The organism is Paraburkholderia sp. BL17N1, assembly GCF_003634175.1.
Lineage (GTDB): Bacteria > Pseudomonadota > Gammaproteobacteria > Burkholderiales > Burkholderiaceae > Paraburkholderia.
This window is the reverse complement of the sequence record NZ_RBIW01000002.1, coordinates 2736981-2762349: the sequence shown is the minus strand read 5'-3', so window position 1 is coordinate 2762349 and position 25369 is coordinate 2736981. Positions and strand designations below refer to the sequence as shown.

21 protein-coding genes are annotated in these 25369 nt (G+C 64.2%); 11 read left to right on the top strand and 10 right to left on the bottom strand.

The window, feature by feature from the left end; genetic code table 11:
• Positions 1–44 precede the first annotated feature (44 nt).
• Positions 45–3503: an alpha/beta fold hydrolase gene (locus B0G82_RS32305; RefSeq protein ID WP_121310252.1), complete on the top strand. Its 3459-nt coding sequence runs from the start codon at positions 45–47 to the stop codon at positions 3501–3503.
• A gap of 63 nt (positions 3504–3566) precedes the next feature.
• Here the strand turns inward: B0G82_RS32305 and B0G82_RS32300 are convergent, their stop codons facing one another.
• Entirely contained in the window at positions 3567–4979 is a 1413-nt protein-coding gene (locus B0G82_RS32300; RefSeq protein ID WP_121310251.1) for an FAD-binding oxidoreductase, read from the bottom strand.
• Positions 4976–5965, bottom strand: coding sequence for a 2-oxoglutarate and iron-dependent oxygenase domain-containing protein (locus B0G82_RS32295; RefSeq protein WP_121310250.1), 990 nt, complete (start codon positions 5963–5965; stop codon positions 4976–4978). The genes B0G82_RS32300 and B0G82_RS32295 overlap by 4 nt, the downstream gene beginning before the upstream one ends.
• Before the next feature lie 378 nt (positions 5966–6343).
• On the opposite strand from B0G82_RS32295, the gene B0G82_RS32285 reads away from it, so the two are divergent.
• The 5 genes from B0G82_RS32285 to hutC (B0G82_RS32265) all read left to right on the top strand — a co-directional run bounded on the left by B0G82_RS32285 (position 6344) and on the right by hutC (B0G82_RS32265) (position 10378).
• Positions 6344–7171, top strand: coding sequence for a transporter substrate-binding domain-containing protein (locus B0G82_RS32285; protein WP_121310249.1), 828 nt, complete (start codon positions 6344–6346; stop codon positions 7169–7171).
• A 95-nt stretch (positions 7172–7266) separates the two neighbouring features.
• Entirely contained in the window at positions 7267–7917 is a 651-nt protein-coding gene (locus B0G82_RS32280; RefSeq protein ID WP_106280544.1) for an amino acid ABC transporter permease, read from the top strand.
• A gap of 21 nt (positions 7918–7938) precedes the next feature.
• Positions 7939–8601: an amino acid ABC transporter permease gene (locus B0G82_RS32275; protein ID WP_121310248.1), complete on the top strand. Its 663-nt coding sequence runs from the start codon at positions 7939–7941 to the stop codon at positions 8599–8601.
• 19 nt (positions 8602–8620) lie between these two features.
• A complete protein-coding gene (locus B0G82_RS32270; protein WP_121310247.1) occupies positions 8621–9490 on the top strand; it encodes an amino acid ABC transporter ATP-binding protein in 870 nt (289 codons plus the stop codon).
• 84 nt (positions 9491–9574) lie between these two features.
• On the top strand, positions 9575–10378 hold the full coding sequence (hutC, locus tag B0G82_RS32265; RefSeq protein WP_121310246.1) for a histidine utilization repressor: 804 nt from the start codon (positions 9575–9577) through the stop codon (positions 10376–10378).
• Positions 10379–10402: 24 nt separating this feature from the next.
• Here hutC (B0G82_RS32265) and hutC (B0G82_RS32260) read toward each other — a convergent pair whose 3' ends face one another.
• From hutC (B0G82_RS32260) to B0G82_RS32225, 8 genes are all read right to left on the bottom strand, one after another.
• Entirely contained in the window at positions 10403–11131 is a 729-nt protein-coding gene (hutC, locus tag B0G82_RS32260; RefSeq protein ID WP_181196532.1) for a histidine utilization repressor, read from the bottom strand.
• 124 nt (positions 11132–11255) lie between these two features.
• Positions 11256–12905 (bottom strand): histidine ammonia-lyase, encoded by a 1650-nt coding sequence (gene hutH / locus B0G82_RS32255; protein ID WP_121310245.1) that lies wholly within the window; start codon positions 12903–12905, stop codon positions 11256–11258.
• A 38-nt stretch (positions 12906–12943) separates the two neighbouring features.
• Positions 12944–13735, bottom strand: a complete 792-nt coding sequence (locus B0G82_RS32250) for an ATP-binding cassette domain-containing protein (RefSeq protein ID WP_012426714.1) — start codon at positions 13733–13735, stop codon at positions 12944–12946.
• Between the two features lie 35 nt (positions 13736–13770).
• Positions 13771–14526, bottom strand: a complete 756-nt coding sequence (locus B0G82_RS32245) for an ABC transporter permease subunit (RefSeq protein WP_121310244.1) — start codon at positions 14524–14526, stop codon at positions 13771–13773.
• A 14-nt stretch (positions 14527–14540) separates the two neighbouring features.
• Positions 14541–15263 (bottom strand): ABC transporter permease subunit, encoded by a 723-nt coding sequence (locus B0G82_RS32240; RefSeq protein ID WP_106280532.1) that lies wholly within the window; start codon positions 15261–15263, stop codon positions 14541–14543.
• A gap of 95 nt (positions 15264–15358) precedes the next feature.
• A complete protein-coding gene (locus tag B0G82_RS32235; RefSeq protein WP_106280530.1) occupies positions 15359–16219 on the bottom strand; it encodes a transporter substrate-binding domain-containing protein in 861 nt (286 codons plus the stop codon).
• A 294-nt stretch (positions 16220–16513) separates the two neighbouring features.
• Positions 16514–17194 (bottom strand): isoprenylcysteine carboxylmethyltransferase family protein, encoded by a 681-nt coding sequence (locus B0G82_RS32230; protein ID WP_121310243.1) that lies wholly within the window; start codon positions 17192–17194, stop codon positions 16514–16516.
• Between the two features lie 13 nt (positions 17195–17207).
• Positions 17208–18047, bottom strand: a complete 840-nt coding sequence (locus B0G82_RS32225; protein WP_121310242.1) for an arylamine N-acetyltransferase — start codon at positions 18045–18047, stop codon at positions 17208–17210.
• A 480-nt stretch (positions 18048–18527) separates the two neighbouring features.
• Here B0G82_RS32225 and B0G82_RS32220 point away from each other — a divergent pair, with 480 nt between their 5' ends.
• From B0G82_RS32220 to B0G82_RS32200, 5 genes are all read left to right on the top strand, one after another.
• Positions 18528–20051: a carbohydrate porin gene (locus tag B0G82_RS32220; RefSeq protein ID WP_121310241.1), complete on the top strand. Its 1524-nt coding sequence runs from the start codon at positions 18528–18530 to the stop codon at positions 20049–20051.
• A gap of 101 nt (positions 20052–20152) precedes the next feature.
• Positions 20153–21316: a hypothetical protein gene (locus B0G82_RS32215; RefSeq protein ID WP_116148764.1), complete on the top strand. Its 1164-nt coding sequence runs from the start codon at positions 20153–20155 to the stop codon at positions 21314–21316.
• A gap of 37 nt (positions 21317–21353) precedes the next feature.
• Positions 21354–22661, top strand: coding sequence for an iron uptake transporter deferrochelatase/peroxidase subunit (efeB, locus tag B0G82_RS32210; RefSeq protein ID WP_121310240.1), 1308 nt, complete (start codon positions 21354–21356; stop codon positions 22659–22661).
• A 57-nt stretch (positions 22662–22718) separates the two neighbouring features.
• Positions 22719–23762 (top strand): iron ABC transporter substrate-binding protein, encoded by a 1044-nt coding sequence (locus B0G82_RS32205; RefSeq protein ID WP_121310239.1) that lies wholly within the window; start codon positions 22719–22721, stop codon positions 23760–23762.
• Positions 23762–25366, top strand: a complete 1605-nt coding sequence (locus B0G82_RS32200) for an iron ABC transporter permease (protein WP_121310238.1) — start codon at positions 23762–23764, stop codon at positions 25364–25366. The genes B0G82_RS32205 and B0G82_RS32200 overlap by 1 nt, the downstream gene beginning before the upstream one ends.
• Positions 25367–25369: the final 3 nt, after the last annotated feature.

Here is a 25369-nt window from a genome sequence, read left to right as displayed (position 1 = left end):
CTGGTTGTCTTTCCCCGCATTCCATTCCAGACGAGGTGGTCGTGATGAACCGCTTATCGAGCGTCGTGATTGCAATCCAATCGCATTACGACGTGGTTGTGGTGGGTTCCGGCTATGGCGGCGGGATCGCCGCGAGCCGTATGGCGCGCGCCGGGCGCCGCGTGTGCGTGCTCGAACGCGGACGCGAATTCATGGCCGGTGAATTTCCCCGCACGCCGTTTCAGGGCACCGAAGAAGTGCAATACAACACGGCGCTGGCGCATATCGGCTCACCGCTGGCGCTACTCGAAGTGCATGTGAACGACGATGTGAACGCGGTAGTCGGCTGCGGTCTCGGCGGCACCTCGCTGATCAACGCGAACGTCGCGCTCGAAGCCGACCCGCGCCTGTGGGACGACCCGCGCTGGCCGGCCGCGTTGCGCGCCGACAAGGCTGGACGCGACAAAGGGTATGCGGACGCGCGAGCGATGCTGCAACCGTCGCCGGTGCCGCCAAGCTATCCGGCCTTGCCGAAATTGCAGGCCCTCGAAAAGTCGGCGCAGGCGCTTGGCATGGAAGACCAGTTCTCGCGTCCGGAGATCACCGTCACCTTTGTGGACCGCACGAATGCCGCGGGCGTCGAGCAGAAGGCTTGCGTCGGCTGCGGCGACTGCAATTCCGGCTGCAACTACGACGCGAAGAATTCGACGCACATGAACTATCTGCCCGACGCCGTCGCGCACGGCGCGCAGATTTTCACGGGCACCGCCGTCCATTCGGTGCTGCGCGACGCGGTCACGGGGAAATGGATCGTGGGTTATCAGCTGGTCAGCCTCGGCCGCGAAAGCTTTGGCGCGCCCGATCTGTTCGTGAGCGCCGATATCGTCATCGTGTCGGCCGGCACGATCGGCTCGACGGCCTTGCTGCTGCGCTCGCGCAAGCAGGGCTTGAGCGTCTCCAACCTGCTCGGCAAACACTTTACCGGCAATGGCGACGTGCTCGCCTTCGCCTACAACACCGAGCCGGTAATCAACGGCGTCGGCTGGGGTGCGCATGAAAAGGGCGAGATTCCTCCGGTCGGGCCGACAATCACCGGCCTCATCGATCATCGCGGCACGCCTAACGTCAGAGACGGGTATGTGATCGAAGAAGGCTCGCTCGCCGGTCCGGTGGGCGCGGCGCTGGTCGGCCTGCTCGGCGCCGCCGCACCGCTCGTAGGGGTGGATGTCGCGCCGCGCTCCGTCGCGGAACAGCTCGCCTACGACGCCCGCGTGGCCACCAGCTTTCTGCGCGGCCCCTATCACGGCGCGCTCCATCACACGCAAAGCTACCTCGTCATGGCGCACGACGACGAAAACGGCGAGATCGACGTGGACGACAAAGGCCAGCCACGCATCGTGTGGGAGAACGCCGGCAAGCAGCCGATCTTCCAGGCGGTCGAAGAGGTGCTCAAACGAGCAACCGTGCCGCTTGGCGGCAAATACATGCGCAATCCGATTTCCACCGATATTCTCGGCAACCGCACCGTCACCGTGCACCCGCTCGGCGGCTGCGGCATGGGCGAAGATGCGGAGCACGGCGTGGTCGATCACATGGGCCGCGTGTTCAGCGGCGCCACGGGCAACGCGGTGCACGACGGCCTGTACGTGATGGACGGCGCCGTCATGCCGATGTCGCTCGGCGTCAATCCGCTCCTGACGATTTCCGCGCTGGCCGAACGCAATTGCGAGTTGCTGCTCGCCACGCATCCGCTGAACGCAGCACCGGCTGAAGGTGCCGCCGCCACGCCGACCTTGCCGCCCCCGCCGACGCCCGAAGCCGCGTCCTCGTCATTGACGCCCTCCTCGCCGCAGAAGATCGGTCTGCACTTCACCGAAACGATGGTCGGCACCTACACGCCGAACGTTGCAGGCGAAGCGGCCACGAGCCCGATGGAGTTCACGCTGACCGTCGAATCGGAAGACCTCGCCGATATGATCAGCAATCCGCAGCATCTGGCGAAAACGGCCGGCACGCTGACCTGCCCCGCGCTCTCCGCGCAACCGATGACGATCTCCAACGGCACCTTCAATCTGTTCGTGGTCAACGAGTCGGACGTGGACGAGCGCAACATGAATTACCGCATGACGCTCAACGCCACCGAAGGCAAGACGTATTTCCTGAGCGGCAAGAAGGTCATCACGCGCACGTCGCCGATCAATCTGTGGGAGCAGACCAACACGCTCTATGCGGAGGTCCGCGAGTCGGCGCAAGCCGATGCGCCGCTGCTCGGCAAAGCGACGCTGATCATCACGCCGGAAAATTTCCTCAAGCAGCAGCGCACGCTCGAAGTCACCCACGCGCCGGATCTGAAGACGCGTCTCGAATGGACCCTGAAGTTCGGCAAGTTTTTCGCGGGCGTGCTGTTCACCGAATACGGCGGCGTGGCCGCACCCTTGCAGTATTTCGACCCGAAAGCGGAGCCGCGTCTGAAGCGCGCATTGCGCGCGCCGGCACCGCAAATCGTTTTCTTCGATACGCCCGACGGCACGAAGCTCAGGCTCACCCGCTATCACGACCCCGCGCGCAAAGCGGCGCGTCCGGTGCTGCTGATTCACGGCTCGGGCGTATCGAGCCGCATCTACTCCACCGACCTGATTGCGACCAACATGGTCGAGTACCTGTTCGCCGCCGGCTACGATGTGTGGCTCGTGGATCTGCGCGTCAGCATCGAAATGCCGAGCGTGTTCGTGCCGACTAACGTCGACAAGGTGGCGCGCGAGGACATTCCGTCCGCGGTCGCCAAGATCCGCGAATTGACCGGCGTGCCGGAGATTCAGGCGCTCGGGCATTGCATGGGCGGCGTGGCGCTGACCATGTCGCTGCTGTACGGACTCGAGGGCGTGCGCTCGGTATTCATTTCGCAGGTGTCGGCGCATCCGGTGCCGGGCACGCTGGAAAAGATCAAGGCCGGCCTGCATATTCCCGACTTCATGGAACATCTCGGCCTGCTCGACGTCACCGCCTATACGGAGCACAAGTCGTGGCCGCAGAACCTGCTCGACGAAGCGCTCAAGTTCTACCCGCTCAATCACAAGGAAGGTTGCGGCAATCCGATCTGCCATCGCGCGACTTTTCTGTATGGCCTGCTCTACGAACATGAGCAGTTAAACCAGACGCTGCACTCGAACCTGCAGGAAATTCTCGGTGTGCACGACGTCGGCGTATTCAAGCATCTGGCCACGATGGTGAGAGCACACAAGGTAGTCGATGCCGAAGGCAAGGATGTCTATCTCACCGGCACCGACGGCATGAAAGGACTGGAAGGCATGCGCCGGCCGATCGGGTTCATTCATGGCGATAAAAACGAAACCTATCTGCCGATCAGCACGCAACTCACCTATGACATGCTGGTCAAGCAATTTCCCGAGCAGCCGTACGAGCGGACCATCATTCCCGGCTATGGGCATATCGACTGCATCTTCGGGAAAAATGCCGCGGTGGACGTGTACCCCGTGATCGTGAAGTATCTGGACGCGCATTGACGCAGCACGTTGGCGGTACATGAAAGGCGCGTGCAAGTCTTGCGCGCCTTCCTTTCCTGTCGCTCAGAACAGCTTGCCCGGATTCAGAATGCCGTGCGGGTCGAGCGCATGTTTGATCGCGGCCATTGCCGCCAATTCCGCCGGCGAGCGCGAGATCGGCAGGAACTCGCGCTTGAGCAAACCAATACCGTGTTCCGCCGACACCGAACCGTGCAGCGGTCCGAGCATGTCATAGACAAACGCGTACACCGCATGATGATCGACGCCGGGAATCGAATGGCCGTCCACGGTGACATGCAGATTCGAATCGCCGATATGCCCGAAGAAATACGACGCGTTGCCCGGCCAGCGCTGATCGAGCGCCGCACGGCAGCGGTCCACGAAGACGCCGATCTCGCCGATCGGCAGGCTCACGTCGAAGTTGATCGCATCGAGCCGCACCGGAAACTCCGCGGTGCATTCGCGAATCGCCCATAGCGCGCGCACGTCGGCCACCGACTGCGCGATCACCGCGTCCCGGATCGCGTCCGCGTCGAGCGCTTCGGTCAGCGCGGCGGAGAAACGCTCGCCGTCGTCGGCCGAATCGAAGCTGGCGTGTTCGATCAGTGCATAGAGCGGATGCGAATCGGCGAACGGCGAGCGCGTGCCGGTCAGATTCACGCCGAAGTCGTAGAAGTCCGGCCACATGATTTCGAACGCGCCGATGTCGTTGCCGAAGCGTGTCGTCAAACGGCGCAGCAGGCTCACGGCGGCATCGTAGCCGTCGAGCGCGACCAGCGCCGTATGACGCGCCGCGCGTTGTGGATGCAATCGCAATACCGCGCGCGTGATCACGCCGAGCGTGCCCTCCGAGCCGATGAACCAGTGCTTCAGGTCATAGCCGGTATTGTTCTTGACCATCTTGCCGAGCGACGTCAGCACGTCGCCATTGGCGAGCACGACCTCAAGACCGAGCACCTGATCGCGTGCGGTGCCCGACTGGATCACCCGGTTGCCGCCCGCGTTGGTCGCGAGATTGCCGCCGATCTGGCAGGACCCGCGCGCGCCGAGATCGAGAGCGAGCTCGAAGCCGGCCTCAGCGGCGGCTTCCTGCGCGGTTTGCAACGTGGTGCCGGCGCGCACGGTCAGTGTGGCCGACGCACTATCGACCTCCTCGACACCGACGAACCGTTCGAGCGACAACGCAATATCCGTGGCGCGCGCAATCGCGCCGCCTGCGAGGCCGGTCATGCCGCCTTGCGGCACCACCGGCTGATGAGCCGCGTGGCAGATAGCGAGCGCGCGCGAGACCTCTTCCGTGGTGCGCGGCAGCAGCAAGGCGGCGGGTCGCGTCGGTTGATGGCGCGTCCAGTCCGTCATGGCGTGTTCGCCGATCTGCTCGCCCACGCGTACGCTGTCTTCACCGAGCACGGCGCGCAGCGCGTCGAGCGTCGCCGAAAGCGGCGCGGCTTGATTCGCCGTGCTGTTGTCTGTCATGCGGTGGTTCCTTGCGCGCCTTGAACGGCGTGTTTCTTCCGATAACCCATCGAGTCGTTGATACGCCCGAGAATATAGTCGCCCGCGGCGACCGACTGATACTTGAGATCGGCGTCGCTGGTACCGAGATCACGCGGATCGACCAGCGCGCCGTAAGTCGGATCATAAAACGTCGCGATCGAATAGCGCTCGCGCCCCGATGCATTGATCACACGATGCAAGGTGGAGCGGAAGCGATCGTTGGTCCAGCGCGCCAGCAGATCGCCGACGTTGACCACGAAGCTGCCATCGACCGGCGGCGCTTCCACCCACGTATCGTTTGCAATTTCTCGCACCTGCAGGCCGCCCACCTGATCCTGCCACAGCAGCGTGATGCAGCCGTAGTCGGTATGCGGCGCGACGCCGAACTGATCGTCGTCCGATTGGGGCGGCTGCGGCGGATAGTAGACCATCTGGGTGCGCTGCATCCGTTTGGTGTAACGCGGCGCGAAGAAGTGTTCGTCGACGCCGAGGCTCACCGCCACCGCGCGCAGCAGATCGGCGCCGCATGCCGCGACCGCCTCGTAGTAGCCATACAGCGCGGGACGCAGCTCCGGCATGAAGTCCGGCCAGTTATTCGGCCCGCGCAGCGCCTGGCCGGCCAGCACGTCGGGGTCGTCTTCCGGCAATTCGAGGCCGATGCTGAAGAACTCCTTGTAGTCGGGACGTTTGGCCTGATACATGGTCGCGTCGCCGAGCGCATTGAAACCGCGATGCCGCTGATTGACCGCCGCGCGCCGCTTGGTCTCGACCGGAAACGCGAAGAAGCGCCGCGCCGCTTGCGCGGCGGCGTCGATCGAGGCTTGCGGCACGCCGTGGTTGACGATGTAGAAGAAGCCGATCGTCGTGCACGCTTCACGGATTTCTTGCGCCACGCGCTGCAAAGCTTGCGGGTCGCCCGCGCGAACGCCGGCGAGATCGATGATCGGAATGCGGGTCACGGGCATCGTGCTGCTCCTGGGTGGGCGGCTCAATCGGCTCAATCGGCTCAATCGGCTCAATCGGCTCAATCGGCTCAATCGGCTCAATCGGCTCAATCGGCCGAATCGGCCGAATCGGCCGAATCGGCTGATGAAAATGGCGGTTCAAGCGTCTGCGGGAAGACGCCTTCCCGTCTCGTGCATTGCAGTTGTATATACCGCCAAAAGCACACCTGCAAGGTGCTTCGCAGCGCTTCGCATAAGGGCTTCTCTCTACTCGCCGGTTTATTTATTTCGCGCGAAAACTGCGGTATATACTGCCTCGCATGACTCGCGCCGAGTTCGCACCGGACTCGTTTCATACAGCACTTTCGCGCGACACCGCTTTGCCAACCGGAGAATCTCATGAGCATCCTTGCAGGCTGGAAGTGTCGTTTGGTCATGCTGGCGTTGTGCGCGGCAAGCGTCTCCGCCCACGCGGAAGACCAGCTCGCCAAAGTGAAGAAAGCCGGCGAACTGGTGGTCGGCACCGAGATGCAGTTCGCGCCCTTCGACTTCCTCGAAAACGGTCAGCAGGCAGGCTTCAACAAGGACCTGTTCGCCGAAGTCGGCAAGGAAATGGGCGTAAAGGTGCGCTTTATCGACTTGCCGTGGCCGAGCGTGCTGCCGGGTCTCGAAGCCGGCAAGTTCGACATGGTGGGCGGCCCACTCACCGTCACCAAGGCGCGCATGGAGCGCTATACGTACACGCTACCCGTCGCGGACGCCACCGACGCGCTGCTCAAACGCGCGAACGATACCTCCGTCAAACAATCGTCGGATATCGCCGGTAAGACGGTCGGCGCGGGCAAGGGCTCGGCGCAACTCGACCAGTTGAAAGCCTACGTCGCCACGTTGCCGAAGCCGCCTGAAATCCGCGAATACGTCGACAACAATCAGGCTTACGCCGATCTTGCCGCCGGCCGGATCGCGGCGGTCGCGAACTCCATGACGAACATCGCGTACGTGGCCAAGCAGCGCCCGGAAACGTTCGCCGTGGTGCAGCCGCCGTTCGGCGCGAAGGTGTACTTCGCCTACTGTCTGCGTAAAGACGCAGACAGCAAACCGCTCGCCGATGCGTTCAACGCCGCGCTCGTGAAAATGCACAACGACGGACGCCTCGCCACGTTGCAGAAGAAATGGTTCGGTGTGGCGATGGATGCGCCGACCACCATGCCCACACCGAACTATTGATCGACGCTCTGATGTCGATACACATGTCCTGATGCACGCGATGCGGGCGCCTCAACGCCCGCATCGCCCTCCCCGTTCCAGCGAGTGCGACGCTTATGTTCAGCACGACCGTCTTCCTCCAGGGCTTGCCGCTGCTGCTGCACGCGGCGCTCGCCACCATCGGCATTTCGCTGACGGGTCTCCTGATCGGCTTCTTCGTCGCGATCGGCGTGTGCGCGGCGCGCCTCTCGCCGAACCGCGCGGCGCGCATGTTCGGCGGCGCCTATGTATTCTTCTTTCGCGGCGTGCCGATGCTGGTGCAGTTGCTGCTCGTGTACTACCTGTTGCCGTTCGCGGGCATCAACGTGTCGCCGATCGTGGCGGCGCTCAGCGCTGTGTCGTTATGCTCCGCCTCGTATATCGCCGAGATCCTGCGCGGCGGTTTTCTCAGCGTTCCGCCAGGCCATCTCGAAGCCGCGCGCATGCTCGGGCTTTCGCCGTTCGACATGCTGCGCCGCATTCTCGTGCCGCAAGCGTTCCGGTTGACCCTGCCCTCGCTCGTCAATGAAATGGTGCTGCTGATCAAGGCTTCGTCGCTGATCTCGGTGGTGGGCGTGGCCGAGTTGACGCGCACTGCGCAGAACATTGCGGCCAGCACGTACCGTCCGCTGGAAGCGTACGTCGCGGCCGGGCTGATCTACTTCGTGATCTGCGGCGCGCTCGCGCTCGTCGCGCACGCCGCCGAATACCGCTTGCAGCACGCCTGAGCCCGACATCGACATCACGCCATGCAAACGCTCGATCCCACCGTCATCACCCACAACCTGCAGCCGATCGCCGCAGGCCTCGCCACGACGCTCGGCACGTGGGCCGCGGGCGTCGCAATCGGCATCCTGATCGGCTTTCTGATTGCCGTGCTGCAACTCTTTTGCGGACGCTGGGTGCGCGGCGTGTTGCGCATCTATATCGAACTGTTTCGCGGCACGCCGTTTCTCGTGCAACTCTTTTTGCTGTATTACGGCGGCCCGTCTTTCGGCCTCACGCTCGAACCGATGACCGCCGGCGTGCTCGGTTTGGGCCTCTACGGCAGCGCGTATTTCGCCGAAGCGTTTCGCTCCGGCTTTCAATCGGTGCCGCCGGGTCATCTCGAAGCGGCCTCGTGTCTCGGCCTCACGCGCTGGCAAGCGGTCCTGCGCATTCAGGTGCCGCAAATGCTCGTGCTGATCGTGCCCGCGCTGACCAATCTGATCATCGTGTTGAGCAAGGAAACGGCCGTGCTGTCCATCGTCACCGTGCCCGAACTCACGTTCGTGCTGACCGGCATCGGCTCGGCCACGTTTGCTTTCGTCGAAACGCTGCTGGTGCTGTGCGTGTGCTATCTCGCGCTGGTCGAACTGACTTCGCGCGCGGGCATGTGGGCCGAAACGCGCATCGCGCGCTTCATGGCATAAACGGAAAGAGGACTTTCTTATGAACGCTATCGCCGACATGCCCTCCTCCGCGTCGTCCGCCAGCGTCGGACTTTCGTCCGGTGCGCCGCTGATCGAAGTGCGCGACCTGCGCAAACGCTTCGGCGAAGTCGAAGTGCTGCGCGGCGTCGATCTCGAGATTGCGCGCTCGGAAGTGGTGTGCATCATCGGGCCATCGGGCTCCGGCAAGAGCACGCTGCTGCGCTGTCTCGCCGCGCTCGAAACCTACGATCAGGGCGACGTGCGCATAGAAGGCGAACTGCTCGGCTACAGCGAGCGCAACGGCAAACGCGTGCGCGCGTCGCAAAGCGAAATCAATCGCGTGCGGCGCAACGTCGGCATGGTGTTTCAGCAGTTCAACTTGTGGCCGCATATGACGGCGCTCGGCAACGTGATGGAATCGCTGCTGCGTGTGCGCCATCTGTCGCGCGACGAAGCGCGCCGCCGCGCCAACGCGATGCTCGACACAGTCGGCCTCGCGCACAAGGGCGACGCGTATCCCGCCAAACTTTCCGGCGGCCAGCAGCAGCGCGTGGCGATCGCACGAGCCCTGGCAATGGAACCGCACATCATGCTATTCGACGAGCCTACTTCGGCGCTCGATCCGGAACTGGTCGGCGAAGTTCTGCAAGTCATGAAACAGCTCGCGCGCGACGGCATGACGATGGCGGTGGTCACACACGAAATGGGCTTCGCCGCGCAGGTGGCGGACAAAGTCATGTTCATCGATCAAGGCCGGATCGCCGTGCAAGGCAAACCGCGCGATGTCTTTCACGACGCGGGACAACCGCGCTTGCGGCAGTTCCTGCAAAACTACTTCGACCGCAACGCATTCTGGACGCGTGGGCCCAACGACGCACAGCCGCTATGAACGCGCGCCGCCAGCTTCTTCCCGCTATGAACGCACGCCGCCGGCTTCTTCCTGCCTCATGCGGACACTGACGCAAGAGCCGCCATGTCCTCCACAGTCCGCAGCCGCGCTCACGACAAGCCGCTTTCCGCGCCGGCGCTGAAAGCCGCGCGCGCCGCGGCCGACGCGCCTGCCGCGCGCTACGAACAGGTCAAGAGCCATATCCGCCAGATCATCGAATCGGGCGAGCGCCGCGCGGGCGACCGTCTGCCGTCGGAACTCGATCTGGTCGCGACGCTTGGCGTGTCGCGCATGACGGTCAACCGCGCGCTGCGCGAACTTGCCGAAGAAGGACTCGTGACGCGCGTCTCGGGCGTCGGCACTTTCGTCGCGCAAAGCAAGCCGCAATCCACGCTGCTGATGATCGCCCATATCGGCGACGAGATCCGCTCGCGCGGCCATGAATATCGCTGCGATACGGTCCTGTCGCAACGCGAGACGGCGTCCGTGATGGTGTCGAATGCGTTAGGCCTCGCGCCGGGCGCTTCGGTATTTCATGTGATTTGCGTGCATCGCGAGAACGGCTTGCCGGTGCAGCTCGAAGATCGCTATGTGAATCCGGCCATCGCGCCGGATTTTCTGCTGCAGGATTTTTCGGCGGTGCGGCCGTCGGAATATCTGTTCGAGATCGTACCGGCGCACGACGTCGAGCACGTGGTCGACGCCGGCCTGCCCACGCGCGCCGAAGCGGAACTGCTTGAAATTCGCGCCGAGGAACCCTGCCTCACCCTGATGCGCCGCACGTGGACGAGCGGCGTGGCAGTCACGTTCGCGCGTTTCGTGCACCCTGGGTCGCGCTACCGGCTCGGCTGCCGCTTCTCGCCGGAGTTGTCGCAACGCCAGGGGTGAAAACGCGTTGCGTGTTGAATCGCGTTAGACGTTCCCCGCCAAATGAAAACGCGACGCCGGATGCCACAACTGCACCGACGTCGCCACGTCGTCGCCCACCCACGTGCGGCGCCAGAGTTGCAGACACGGCTCGCCGATATCCATCAGCAGATGCCGGCGCACATAGGCGTCAGGCTTCTGCGCATAGATGCGAAACTCGGCGCGCTGAATCGGCGCGAGCCGCACCATGTAGTGATTCGGCGTCTCGATCGTGAAATCCTGGTTCAGATAATCCGGGAACACCTTCGGGTTGACGTAGCGGTCCTCGTACTGGATCGGCTCGCCCTCCTCGCTGTGCACGATGCACGAATGAAAGGCCGGCCCGCTGGCGAGACCGAGCGCTTCCAGCGCCTGCGGGTCGTCGCTCGGTTCGAGCGTCAGCACGCGTGCCGAATGGCGATGGCCGCGCGCGGCGATTTCGTCGGCGATATTGCGGATCTCCAGCACCGTCGATTCGTAGCGCTGCGGCGCGACGAACGTGCCGGAACCTTGCACGCGTGTGAGCACGCGTTCGGTAGTCAATTCGCGCAACGCGCGCGACACCGTCATGCGTGCGACGCCGAACTCCTTCACCAGTTCAGTCTCGGACGGAATCAGTCCGCCGGGTTTCCAGTCCCCTTCGCTGATGCGCCTGATTACATAGCGCTTGATCTGTTCATAGGCCGGCATGGCTTTCGCCGGTGTCTCCTGGCTGCGATCAGGGCGGCCCTGCATCTCCGCGGTTCGCGTGCTTGTAGTTGTGTTCACTCCGACCTCGTGGGTGGTACGCCGGTTGTACCTGGTTGGTACACCATGGCCGGCTTGCCGGCGGATAGCCCGCTCACCGGCATCGTCTGCGTCATGCGATGTGCGCGGCAGCCTGGCCGTCGTTGACGGCGACGCCCGCCGCCGCACGCACGTGACCCGCGGCCGCCAGATTTACGAGCGTGCCAGGTGCCGCAAGGTCCGCGCCGCCGGCGGACCTGAGCGGCCGGGGGCCAATCTTACCAGGGTTCGGCAACGGTGGCGGCGCCTCGTCGGCGATCATGCGAAAGGCCACGCTCATGTCGTCCGCAAGCGGACGGTCGTCGCGGTAAGTCGGCACGACGCGGCGCACGCGCTGCCAGAGCGCGCCGGTGTGCGGCGCGCGTGGCGCGTCGATACTTTGCAGGTCGTAGGCTTGCGCGGCCGCCAGCAATTCGATCGCGACGATGCGCCCGGCGTTGTCGATGATTTCCAGCGCCTTTAACGCGGCGGGCGTGGCATGGCACAGATGATCTTCCTGCAAGGCCGAGGTGATGCCGCCGTCGAGACTCGCGGGCAGCGCGAGCCGCCGGTTCTGCGCGACCAGCGACGCCGCCGTGTACTGCGCGATCATGAAGCCGGAACAGGTGCCGCCCGGCTCCGCGAGAAACGCCGGCAGGCCGCTCACCAGCGGATTGACAAGACGGTCGAGGCGCCGCTCGGCCATTGCGGCAACTTGTGCGATCGCGGTGGCGAGGCTGTCCATGGCCAGCGCGATCGAGGCGCCCACTGCGTGCGCCTGCGAATACACGCGCGGCTCCTCCGGCGTGCCGGCGACGATCGGGTTGTCGGTGATCGACGCGAGTTCGCGATTGACCACGTCGGCGGTCGCGGTGAGCACGTCGCGCGCGGCGCCGTGCACGTGCGGAATGGTCCGCATGCTCAGCGGGTCTTGCGTGCGTTGGCCGACCACCGCCGCGAGAATGCCGCTATCGGCCAGCGCGGCGCGCATCCGTCCGCCGACCAGATTCAGGCCCGGCGAGATGCGCAAGGCCAGCGACTCTTCGTCGAAAGCGGCAAGCTGACCACGCAGATTCTCGAAGCTCATCGAGGCGACCATATCGGTCCAGTCGAGCAGGCGTTCGGCGCGCGAAAGCGCCAACGCGGCGAGGCCCGTGACGCACGGCGTGCCGTTGACGAGACTCAGTCCTTCCTTGGCTTCGAGCACGAGCGGTTCGAGCCCGAGACGCTGCAGCGCGTCGCGCCCTTTGATCCGCTCGCCGCGATAGCGCGCGTAGCCCTCGCCGATGCAAACGAGCGCGATATGCGCCATATGACTCAGATACCCGACCGAGCCGAACGCCGGCACTTCCGGCAGGCAATCCGCGTTGAGCAGCGCCACCAGTTGGTCCGCGACTTCGAGGCGAATCCCCGAATGTCCGTGCGCGAAGTTGTTGACGGCCGCGGCCATGACCGCGCGCGTTTCGGCGGCGCCGAGCGGCGCGCCGACGCCGACCGCGTGGCTCATCAGAATGTTGCGCGACAGCGTGCGCTGCTCGCCCGGCGAGACGACGACATCGCACAGCGCGCCGACGCCGGTATTCACGCCATACGCGCGAATCCCGCGCTCGACGATCTGTTCGACCAGCACGCGCGCCGCCGCGATGCGCGCGCGGGCGTCGGCGGAAAGTTCGAGCAGCTCGCCGGCGGCAACCGCTGCCACCTGAGCCCAGTCGAGAGGACGATTGGAACGGATCACGGCCATGTCAGTGCTCTGCTTGGTAGATTACCTGGTGATGCTGATCAGTTGGTGGTGCGGTCCTGATGGCTCGAAACGAATTGCCGGAAGCGATCGGACTTGCATTCGACGAACACTTCGTCGGGCGTGCCGTCGGCTTCCACTTGCCCCTGATGCAGGAACATCACGCGATTCGATACATGGCGCGCGAAACCCATCTCGTGCGTCACCACCAGCATGGTGCGGCCCTCTTCGGCCAGCGAGCGCATCACGCGCAGCACTTCGCCCACCAGTTCGGGGTCGAGCGCCGAGGTCGGCTCGTCGAACAGCATCACTTTCGGATGCATGGCCAACGCGCGCGCAATCGCCACGCGTTGTTGCTGACCGCCCGACAGATGCGCCGGATAGTGGCCGCGTTTTTCCGCGAGGCCGACTTTCGCCAGCAGCGCTTCCGCCTCTTCCACCGATTCGGCACGGCTGCGCTTTTGCACGCGCATCGGGCCTTCGATCAGATTTTCCAGCACGGTCATGTGCGACCAGAGGTTGAAGTTCTGAAACACCATGCCGAGTTGCGAGCGCACCCGGTCCACCTGGCGGCGGTCGCTCGGTTGCAGTTTGCCGTCGCCGCGACGCTTCATTTTCAACTCTTCGCCGGCGAGCGAGACGGAACCATCGTCCGGCGTTTCGAGCAGATTCAGACAGCGCAGGAACGTGCTCTTGCCCGAACCGCTCGCGCCGAGAATCGAGATCACGTCGCCCTGATGGGCGTCGAGCGAAATGCCTTTGAGCACGTGGTGATCGCCGAACGATTTGTGAATGTTCTTGACCGACAGTGCAACGGGTGCCGTAGCGTTCATGGGATTCTCCAGATTCATCCAGGATGGGCGGCCGTTCAGGGCGCGGCGCGGCGTGCTTCGGTGGTGGCGGAAACCGGGCGGTTCGCCGCGGCCTGCGGACGCGCCGCGCGAAGATGGCGCGACAGACGCGTTTCGAGCATGCCGAGCAGCCGCACGATGACGAAATTCAGGAACAGGTAGATCAGCGCGGCGCAGATGAAGACTTCCGTCGTGCGATAGGTTTGCTGAATGATCTGCTGCGCGACGCCGGTGACTTCCCACACGGTGACGAGACTCGCGAGCGCCGTCGATTTGACGAGCAGCACCGCTTCAGTCGAATACGCGGGCAAACACTGGCGCAAGGCGATCGGGCCGATCACGCGGCGCAGCAGCGCGAAGCCCGACAGGCCGATCGAATAACCGGCTTCGATCTGGCCGACCGGCACGGCCATCAAACCGCCGCGAATAATCTCAGCGGTATAGCCGGCCGTGCATAGCGCGAGCGATAAGACCGCGCACATGTACGGCTCGCGCAACACCGGCCAGAGGAAGCTCTCGCGGATCACGCCGAACTGGCCCATGCCGTAGTACACGAGGAACATCTGGATCAGCAGCGGCGAGCCGCGAAACACGAGGATATAAGCGCGCGCGAAGCGATTCGGCAGCCAGTGCGGCGACACGCGCATCGTGACGATCACGAGCGAGAGCAAGCCACCGAGAATCAGCGAGCAGAAGAACAGGCCGAGGGTGGTCGGCACGGCCCCGAGCAATTGCCTGGTCGTGTCGAACAGAAAGTCGAAGTCGAAATGCATGATGGCCGCCCTTGTCAGTTACGCGCGAAGTTGCGCTTGAAGGACCGGCCCACGTGCGCTTCGGCACGGTTGAAGACGCGGTTCGAGATGCTGGTCATGAGCAGATAGAGCGCGCCGCCCACGACGAAGAACGTGAAGTATTGATGCGTGGAACCCGCCGCCACCTGACTCGTGCGCAGCAATTCGGCGAGCCCCGTCACCGAGATCAGCGCCGAGTCCTTCAGGCTCAGTTGCCATACGTTGCCGATACCGGGCAACGCGAAACGCAGCACTTGCGGAATCAGGATGCGGCGCGCCATGGTCAGCGTCGGCATGCCGATCGAGCGCGCGGCTTCGAGTTCGCCGCGCGACACCGCCAGCACGGCCGAGCGGTATACCTCGGCCTGATAGGCGCCCGAAATCATGCCCACGGCCAGCGCGCCGACCACGAACGGCGGCACGCCGACGAAGCCCTCCGCGCCGAACCACTGGCCGACGGTCGTAACGAGCGTCGAACCGCCGAAATAGAACAGATAGATGACGAGCAGTTCAGGCACGCCGCGAAACACCGTGGTGTAGATATCGCCGATCACGCGCAGCGTGCGAAAGCGCGACAGCTTGGCGGCCGCCACCAGCGCGCCGAACACCGCGCCGACCGCGAGCGCCGCGAGCGTGAGCGCCACCGTCATCAACGCCGCGAGCAGCAATACGCCGCCCCAGCCTTCCGGCCCGAAGCCGAGCATCTGTATCAGAGCCATTTCCTACCTCTTATCCGTTACGGCGGATCGAACCGGCCGGCGCGCGCAGGTTGTCGCCACGCGCGCCTGCCGTTACCTCTTAACGTGAAGGCGAATCAAGGCGTGACGTCGGTTTTGAACCACTTGTCGGAGAGCTTCTTGACGGTGCCGTCGGCGAGCGCGGCGCTGATCGCGGTGTCGAACTTCGCTTTCAGGTCGGCGTCCTGCTTGCGGAACGCGAGGCCTTCGCCCGGCCCCCAGATCGGGCCGCCGATCTTCGGGCCGGCCATCACGATCGACGCGGTTTCTTTCTTGTCGATGTTGGCGGCGTAGTACGTCACGTCGTCGAACGAGGCGTCGATGCGGCCGTTGGCCAGATCCAGATCGCGCTCAGGCGAGGTCTTGTAGACGCGGATCGTGGCGATGTCCTTGAAGCCGTCATTGATGAACTTGGTGTAGACCGTGCCCGACTGGATGCCAATGGTCTTGCCCTTCAACTGCTTGCGCAACGCGTCGACGGTCGGCTGGTCGGCCTTCGGGTCGCCCGACAGCTTGACGACACCGGCGCCCGGCGCCGCCTTCGGCAGCACCTTCGCGTCGGCGACGGCGAACGTGGCGGGCGTGGCGGCGTACGGCTTCGAGAAGGCGATGATCTTTTCACGCTCCGGCGTGATCGAGATCGCGTCCATCAGGACGTCGAACTTGCCCGCTTGCAAACCGGGAATCATGCCGTCCCAGTCTTGCGCCACCAGATTGCATTGCAGCTTGATGCGCTCGCACAGGTTGGCGACCAGTTCAGGTTCGAAGCCGCCCAGCTTGCCGCCCGGCAAGGTCAGATTCCACGGCGCGTAGCCGCCTTCGAGCGCGATCGTCACCGTCTTCCAGTCTTTGGCCTGCACCGGTGCCGCGAAAATCGCCGCGGCGCCGAGCACGGCGCCGATCAATGCTTTTGCTGCCGTTGAGCGCTTCACTTTCACGTCGAAACTCCTTTGATTGAGGAAACCGTCGAACCGGATGTTTAATCGCTGCTTAATTTGTATAGACAAGTCTGCATGAGTCAAAAAGCGGTCGCAAGAGAATTTGCGAGAAAATGGCGGAATCATCGGGTAAGCCCCTAGTCGCCGCTGCGCGGCGTGGCTTTGCGGGGAGTTCTTAATGCGGGAAAGATGATTGACGTGCGTCGCGGCGTGAGCGAGCGCAAGCCCTTTTGTCTAGACAGGTTGATGCAAGCTGAGCCAATACGCGCGAGCGCGCCTCAGGCCCGGTGCGCCCTACCAGATGAACGGCACGAAGCGATAACGCACGCGCGTCATGTAGTCCGCGTAACCGTCGAGCTGCGCGGCCAATACGCGCTCTTCGCGCACCGCGCGCCAGCCGACGCCGATCACCATGACGGGCACGAAGGCCAGGCCCCACCACGAGCCGAGCAGCAAGGGCGTGCCGAAGAACAGCAGCAGCGCCGCGGAATACATAGGGTGACGGACGTGCGCGTAAAGCCCGGTGTCGATCAACTTATGTCCGCGGCTCGCCTGGATCTTCACAACCGGCGCGGCGTAGCTATTGGCCTGGAATACGAAGCGGCACATGAAGAGGCAGAGCGCCACGCAAAGCGAGCCGAGACTGACCAGCGCGACGGGCAATGGTGCGGTCCAGTGAAAGCGCATCGCGTCGAACGCCATCAGGACCAGCCAGGCGCACCATGCCACTGAGACGCTCACCATGAAAATGCGGTCCCAGCGGCTTTGCTGCGCCTGCACGAATGGCGACAGCCGCTCGGCGAGCAGCCCGGGATCATGACGCGCCAGCCACAAACCGATCCACAGGCTCAGCACACCCAGCTCGATCACATACCACCACGCGGCCGGCCACGCAAAGGTGCCCGCCGCGCCGAACAGCAGCGCGCCCATGCCCGCTAGCCAGACCACCGTTTGAAAGACGAGGCGCGCGACCATGGCGTTGTGATTGCTACGTGGTTTGCGCCGGCGTGCGCACACGCTCGAATATCTCGGCGGTGTCGAGGTCGCCGGTGTTGATGCCGAACTGATCGCGCAGACACGCCGCCAGTTCGCCGGCACTCTTGAGTTGCCGTTCGCTGATGAGCCGCCCATCGGCCGCGCGCTCGCTCAGTTGGTCGTTGAGTAGCGCGAGCCGCGCTTCGGGCAACACACGGCACACGATCAGCGTGCTCGCGAAAATCGCTTCCGGCGAAGTCGACGTGTACCAGTTCGAGGTTTCGTAATCGATCCACTCGACCGGATGCAAATCGAAGCGATACACCCGCGCCCAGCTTTCGTCGCGCGCCTGGACTTCAAGATAAAGCGCCCCGCGCGCTGCGTCGGCGAGACGGAACGTGCCGAGTTCCGTGGGCTGCGCGAGACCGGCGGTCAGGCGCAGCGGCGCCGTCAGCGTCACGCTGCCGAAGCCCACATCCGCGATCCAGGCTTCATTGTCGATGTCGAGGCGCAACACCATGTGCGTGCGCGGCGGCGGCGGTGTGTCCGATTCCCGGCCCCACAGCACGCGCGCAAGCAACGGCGTGACCGTGAAGCCTAACTGCATCAGCACGTCGGCGAACAGTGCGTTCTGTTCGAAACAGTAGCCGCCGCGGTGTTCGGTGACGAGTTTGCGTTCGACCGATTCGAGGTCCAGTTTCACCGGACGCCGCGTGAGCGGATTCAGGTTCTCGAACGGGATCGCGCGCGGGTGCAAACGGTGAAGCGCCTGAAGCACTTCCAGCGTTGCCGCGCGCGGCCCTTCGTAGCCGATGCGGGCGAAGTAGTTGTCCAGATTCACTGTGTGCGACATCGGCAGGGTTCCGGTGTGGGTTTGCGCGCGGGACGCTTGCTGGCCACGCGTGTCTGTGCGGTTCGGGAGTCGATCATAGCTGCTTTTGCGGTCAACTCGCAGCGGCGGCCTTGACCGGTTTTCGTAGTCGCTGTTCGACGCCGCCGACACCCCGCGTTTTGTCATATCGCATCCCCTGCATAACCCGTTGTGGTTAGCTCGGCAGCTCTGGGTATAACCGCTTCCATTCGTTTTCATTACGTTGATATTCACCGCAAATTACGTGCAAATGCCGTCTAGTAGCAGTCCGTAAAGAACAAAGTTATATGTCAGTAATATTGATGCGAATCGTTCTCATTTGTGTTGACTCCCCAAGGTCGCATGCGTACGATCTCGCCATCTACCGTGCCGGGCGTCGCGAACCGATACGGCACATCGCGGGCAAGCGGCGACGCGCCGCGATGGTTTAGATCAGTCGATACAACACCAATAAGGATTTCGATGAAGTTCGCCCATTTCAACGGACCTGGCGCAGCAGCGCGTCCGTTTCGCGATTTCGCGACGCGCGCCGATCTCACGCGCCGTTCGCGTTTGCCCTCGATGCGGCGTGCCGCGCTCTGCACGGCGTTCGCGTGGGCGTCGCTGACAGCCGGCGTCGCCATGGCCGACGCCAATCCCGACGCTGCGCCGGAAGCGCCCGAGGCCGACCTGAAGATTCAGGCGACCCAAACGAACCAGTGGACCGGTTTCTGGAATCGCCAGCAGATGCTCGGCGACATCGGCGGCCTGCGCCCCTGGCTCGGCAAATACGGCGTGACCTTCACGCTCACCGAGACCAGCGAAGTGCTCGCCAACCTGCGCGGCGGTCTCGCGAAAGGCGCCGACTACGACGGCCTGACGACCGGCACCGTGCAATTGGACACGCAAAAAGCGTTCGGCCTGCCGGGCGGCCTGTTTAACGTCAGCGCGTTGCAGATTCACGGCGCCAATCTCAGCGCCAACAAGCTCGGCACGCTGAACACGGCGAGCGGCATCGAAGCGGACGACGCGACCCGTCTATGGGAATTGTGGTACCAGCAATCGTTCCTGAACAAACGCATCGACGTGAAGATCGGCCAGCAAAGTATCGACCAGGAATTCATCACGAGCCAGTACTCGGCACTGTTCGTCAACACGATGTTCGGCTGGCCCGCCCTGCCTTCGTACGACATGCCGTCCGGCGGCCCGGCGTACCCGCTGTCGGACCTCGGCGTGCGCGTGCGCGGCCAGATCACGCCTTCATTGACGGCGCTGGCCGGCGTGTACGATGGCGATCCGCTCGGCAACAACCCGAACAACAAGAGCGGCACCAACTTCAACCTGCACAACGGCACGCTGTTCATCGGCGAGTTGCAGTACGCGATCAACCAGCCGGCCGACGGCGAAATGGTCGGCGCGGGCGGCGGCGGTTTGCCCGGCACCTACAAACTCGGCGTCTGGTACAACAACGGCAGCTTCGCGGACCAGCGCTACGACAACACCGGCTTGTCGCTCGCGAATCCGGCAACGAGCGGCATCGCCCAGAATCATCACGGCGACTACAGCATTTACGCGGTGGCCGACCAGATGATCTGGCGCCCCGACCCTGACGAGCCGCGCAGCATCGGCGTATTCGCGCGCGTGATGGGCGCGCCCGGCGACCGCAACCTGGTGAGTCTCGCCGCCAACCTCGGCGTGGTGATGAAGGCGCCGTTCGCCGGACGCGACAACGACAGCGCGGGCCTCGCGCTCACCTACATCAAGGTCGGCAACCACGTGAACGGCCTCGACGCCGACACCCGCGCATTCAGCAACGGCCCGTACGGCGTGCGCACGAGCGAAACCGCGCTTGAAGCGACCTATCAGTACCAGGTCAATCCGTGGTGGCAAGTGCAAGCCGACGCGCAATACACGTTCAACGCCGGCGCCGGCCAGAATCCGAACGATCCGACGCAGCCGCTGCGCAACACGTTCGTCATCGGCGTGCGGACCAACATCAACTTCTGATGACATTCGCGCCCAATTCACACGCTATCGACAATATCGAATCCCATGCTTTCGATCATGACCGCAATCACCGCTTTGTGCGCAGGCACGGAGGCTCAATCGTGAACACTCCCACGCGCAGGTTTTCGCCGCGCGCCGCGCGGGCCCTCGCATGGCCGCTGTTTGCCGCCGCCCTCGGTGCGGCCGCATTCGTGACGGCCGGCAGCGCGCAGGCCGAGCCGCAAGGTTTCCTTGAAACCGTCAAGCACCACACCACACTGATCAACACCGTGCCGAGCAACGGCGACCAGAATCCGTACGCGGTGGTGGTCGCGCCGGTCTCGGCCGGCACGGTCAAGCAAGGCGACGTGCTGGTCGGCAACTTCAATAACTCCACCAATCTGCAGGGCACCGGCAGCACGATCATCGACTATCACCCGGACACCAAAGAGATGACGGTGTTCGCGACGGTGCCGCGCGATCTGAAGGAATGCCCGGGCGGCATCGGCCTGTCGACCGCGATGACCATGCTCAAGTCCGGCTATGTGATTATCGGCAGCACGCCGAGCAACGACGGCACCACCGGCACCAAGGGCGCCGGCTGTCTGATCGTGATCGATCCGCAAGGCAAGGTCGCCTCGACCATCAGCAGCCCGAACATCAACGATCCGTGGGGCAACATGGCGGTCGTCGACAACGGCAGCAGCGCCACGCTGTTCGTCAGCATGGCCGGCTTCGGCGTGGGCGGTGCGGACGGCAATCCGCCGGTGTTCAAGCAGGCCACCGTGTTGCGTCTGGACCTCGACGTGCCAGCCGGCAAGCCGCCGGTCGTGAAGAAGGAAACGGTGGTGGGCAGCGGCTTCGGCGCGCAGGCGGACAAGGGCGTGTTTCTCGTCGGCCCGACCGGCCTCGCGCTCTCGACCGATCAGAAACTGCTGTACGTGTCCGACGCGATCGGCAACCGCATCACCGAAATCGACGAACCGATGACGCGCGACACGAGCGCGGGCGTCGGCCGTCAACTGACCGCCGACGGTCTGCTGCACCGGCCGCTCGCGATGGTGACCGCACCCAACGGCCACCTGCTCGTGACCAACGCGCTGAATGGCCAGATCGTGGAAATCGACCCGGCCAGCGGCAAGCAGATCTACGCGCGCTGGATCGACACGGACAAGGCGCAATCGCCTCCGGGCAACGGCGACCTGTTCGGCCTCGCATTGACGCCTGAAGGCGACGGTTTCTACTACGTGCAGGACGACGTGAACACGCTGGTGCTCGCGAAATAAGCTGACTGTTCCAAAGCCGAACGAAGGTGAAGTAACCATGGCAAACGATCACCCCCCACGGCCGTCACGGCGCGGGTTTCTCAAGGCCGGCGGCGCCGCGGTCGCGGCGGGCGCGAGCCTCGGCGCGGGTCTGGCGACATCGCAGAACGCGCTCGGCAAAACCCAGCCGCATGCTCTCGCCGATCCGCAGATGGCCGTCGAACCGTTCTACGGCGTGCATCAGGGCGGCATCGTCACGCCGCAGCAGAGTCATACCTATGTCGCCGCGCTCGACCTCACCACCGAGAAGCGCGACGACGTGATCGCGCTGCTGCGCGCCTGGACCGACGCCGCCGCGCGACTCACGCAAGGCGGCACGGCCGCGCCGTTGCCGACCGGCGATGCGGATCAGAATAAAGCCGCGCCCGATTCCGGCGACGTGCTCGGTCTCGGCCCCAACGGACTGACGGTCACGTTTGGCTTCGGCCCCGGTCTTTTCACGCATGAAGGCAAGGATCGCTACGGGCTCGCGGCGCGCCGGCCCGCCGCGCTCGTCGATCTGCCGCGCTTTAACGGCGACCAGTTGATCAAGGAAAAGACCGGCGGCGACCTGTACATCCAGGCCTGTGCGAACGACGCGCAAGTGGCGTTTCACGCGGTGCGTCAATTGTCGCGCATGGCGTATGGCACGGCGGCGATGCGCTGGGGCCAGGCCGGTTTTCTGTCGGGTCCGCGCGGTCAGACGCCGCGCAATCTGATGGGCTTCAAGGACGGCACCAACAATCCGTCCACTGCCAAACCGCCGTTGATGAACCAGTTCGTGTGGGCCGGCGCCAGCGTCGACGCGCCGTGGATGGAAGGCGGCACCTACACCGTCGTGCGGCGCATCCGCATCACGCTGGAGCACTGGGACAACACCGAACTGGACTTCCAGGAACAGGTGTTCGGACGCCACAAATACAGCGGCGCGCCGATCGGCAAGAAGAACGAGTTCGACGCCGTCGACCTGAAGGAAGAAGACAAGGACGGCAATCCGGTGATTCCGGAGAACTCGCACGTGCGTCTGTCCAATCAGGCGAGCAACAACGGCGCGCAAATCTTGCGCCGTTCGTACTCGTATAACGACGGCACGAACTTCTACATCGAGCGCTGGCCGCCATGGCGCCAGGAAACTGAGTACGACGCGGGCTTGATTTTTATCGCGCATCAAAGCGACCCGCGTACCGGCTTCATTCCGATCAACGACAGGCTCGCCAAGTTCGACATGATGAACCAGTTCACCACGCACGTCGGCAGCGCGATCTTCGCCGTGCCGCCGGGCGCGAAGCCGGGTTCTTATATCGGCGCGGGCTTGTTCGAGACGTAAAGCGCACGCAGTCGACAAAACACAGATCAAAACAACATCACAACGGACTTCTGGATCATGGCTTATAACTCGTTTGGCACGCGTCTGCGTGTCCTGGCCAATACGCTGGGCAGCGCGGTCGCTCTGACGCTGGCCGCTGTCGCGACGGTGCCGTCCGCGGCCGAGGCTGCGTCGATCACGCTGTATAACGCGCAGCACGAGCAGGTCGTCAATCTGCTCGCCAAGGACTTCGAAAAGCAGTCGGGCATCTCCGTGAAGATCCGCAACGGCGAAGGCCCGGCCATGGCCGCGCAGATCGTCGCCGAAGGCGCCGCCACGCCCGCCGACGTGTACTTCACGGAGAACTCGCCGGAGCTCATGCTGCTCGAAGAGAAGGGTCTGCTGAACAAGGTGGATCCCTCGACGCTCGCCACCGTGCCGACGCGTTTCAACTCGCCGAGCGGCGCATGGGTCGCGGTGACCGCGCGTGAAAACGTGCTCGCCTACAACACCACCAAGGTGCAGGCATCGCAACTGCCGCAATCGCTGTTCGATCTCGCCAAGCCGGAATGGAAAGGCAAGATCGGCATTGCCCCGAGCGATGGCGACTTCCTGCCGCTCGTGAGCGCCGTGCTCGCACTGAAGGGCGAAGCGCAAACGGTGCAATGGCTCAAGGGCCTGAAAGCCAACGCGCAGATTTTCGACGACGACGAAGGCGTGGTCGCCGCGGTGAACCGCGGCGGTGTCGCGACCGGTCTGATCAACAACTACTACTGGGCGCGCCTGCATGCCGAACTCGGCGACGGCAAGACACGCAGCGCGATCTACCACTTCGGCAACGGCGACGCGGGCGCTGCGGTGAACGTGTCGGGCGCGGCGGTGCTGAAGTCCGCGCACAACACGGACGGCGCGCAGAAGTTTCTCGCGTATCTGGTGAGCGACCGCGCGCAGCAGTTGATGGCGAAGAGCCACGTGATGTTCGAGTATCCGCTGCACGCAGGCGTCGCACCGGACCCGATCCTCAAGCCGTTTGCCGAACTGAGCCCGCCGCCGCTGACGATCCAGCAACTCGGCGACGACAGCCAGGCCGGCAAGCTGCTGCGCCAGGCTGGCCTGCTGTAATGAGCGAAGCTTTGTCAGCCGGGCCACCGGCTGTCTCCACCGTCCCGGCGCGCGTGCGTTCGCGCGCGCCGCGCGGTCTGTTCGCGGCAGCGGCACTCAGCGCTTTGCTGGTGTTGCTGCCGATTGCGTTTACGTTCTGGCGTGCCGCGAGCTTCGGCGTCGGCGAGGCGCTCGACCTGATCTTCCGGCCGCTGGTCGGCGAACTGCTGATCAATACGTTGATGATCACCGTCTCGACCACGCTGGTGTCGGCCGTGATCGGCACGGCGACTGCGTGGTTCGTCGAACGCACGCATTTGCCAGGGCGCCGCGCGTGGGCCGTGTTGAGCGCCGCACCGCTCGCCATGCCGGCGTTTATCTCGAGCTATGCGTGGGTCTCGCTAAGCCAGGACTTGCAGGACTTCAACGGCGCATTGCTCGTGCTGACCTGCGCGTATTTTCCGCTCGTCTATCTGCCGGTCGCCGCCGCGTTGCGCGGCATGGATCCCGCGCTCGAAGAAAGCGCGCGCGCACTGGGCTGCAACCGCTGGACCACGTTTATTCGCGTGGTGCTGCCGCAACTGCGCCCCGCGTTGCTCGGCGGCATGCTGCTGGTCGCGCTCGGTGTATTGTCCGAGTTCGGCGCGTTTACGCTGCTGCGCTTTCGCACTTTCACCACGCAGATCTACGCGGAATTCCGCACCAGTTTCGATGGCGGCGGCGCCTCGTTGCTCGCCTGTCTGCTGATCGTGATCTGCCTGATCGTGCTGGCCTTCGAGTTTCGCGTGCGCGGCGCGGCACGTTATGAACGCGTCGATCGCGGGACACGTCGCGCGGTTTTGCGCTACGAGTTGGGCGTATGGCGCTGGGTCGTCGTCGCCGGCTTTGCGTTGCTCTCGATCACCACGCTCGGCGTGCCGCTCGCCATGATCGGCTACTGGCTCACGCAGCCTGGCGCCGCGGCCGTCACACCGGCCGACGTCTCACCTGAATTGCTGTTCAATGCCACGGCCTCGTCGCTTGGCTTCGGCCTCGCCGCGGCGTTGCTGACCACCTTGCTGGTGGTGCCGCTTGCGTTTCTGCTGGTGCGCTATCCGACGCGTTTCGCGACCTTGTTCGAACGCACCGTGTTTCTCGCGCAAGGCGTGCCGGGTCTGGTGATCGCGCTGGCGATCGTGTCGCTCGCGGTGCATGCGCTGCAACCGCTTTATCAGAGCGCGACGCTGCTGGTGATCGCCTACGCCATGCTCTTCATGCCGCTTGCGCTGGTCAGCGTGCGCGCCGCCTTCATCCAGGCGCAGCCGCGCCTCGAAGAGACCGCGCGCGCGCTCGGCCTGAACTGGTCGCAGACGCTGTTCCGCGTGGTCTTGCCGCTCGCTGGACCTGGACTCGGCGCCGCTGCGGCGATGGTGTTCATCTCGGTCGTCACCGAACTGAACGCCACGCTGCTGCTCTCCCCGCTCGACACGCAAACGCTCGCCACCCAGGTCTGGGCCGACACCTCGACGATGGCGTTCGCCGCCGCGGCGCCCTACGCGGCGTTGCTCACCGGCATTTCGCTGTTCGCCTCGGGCCTTCTGTTCGCGTTGCTCGGTAAATCGGCACTACTCGGCGAACGCAGCTAATGC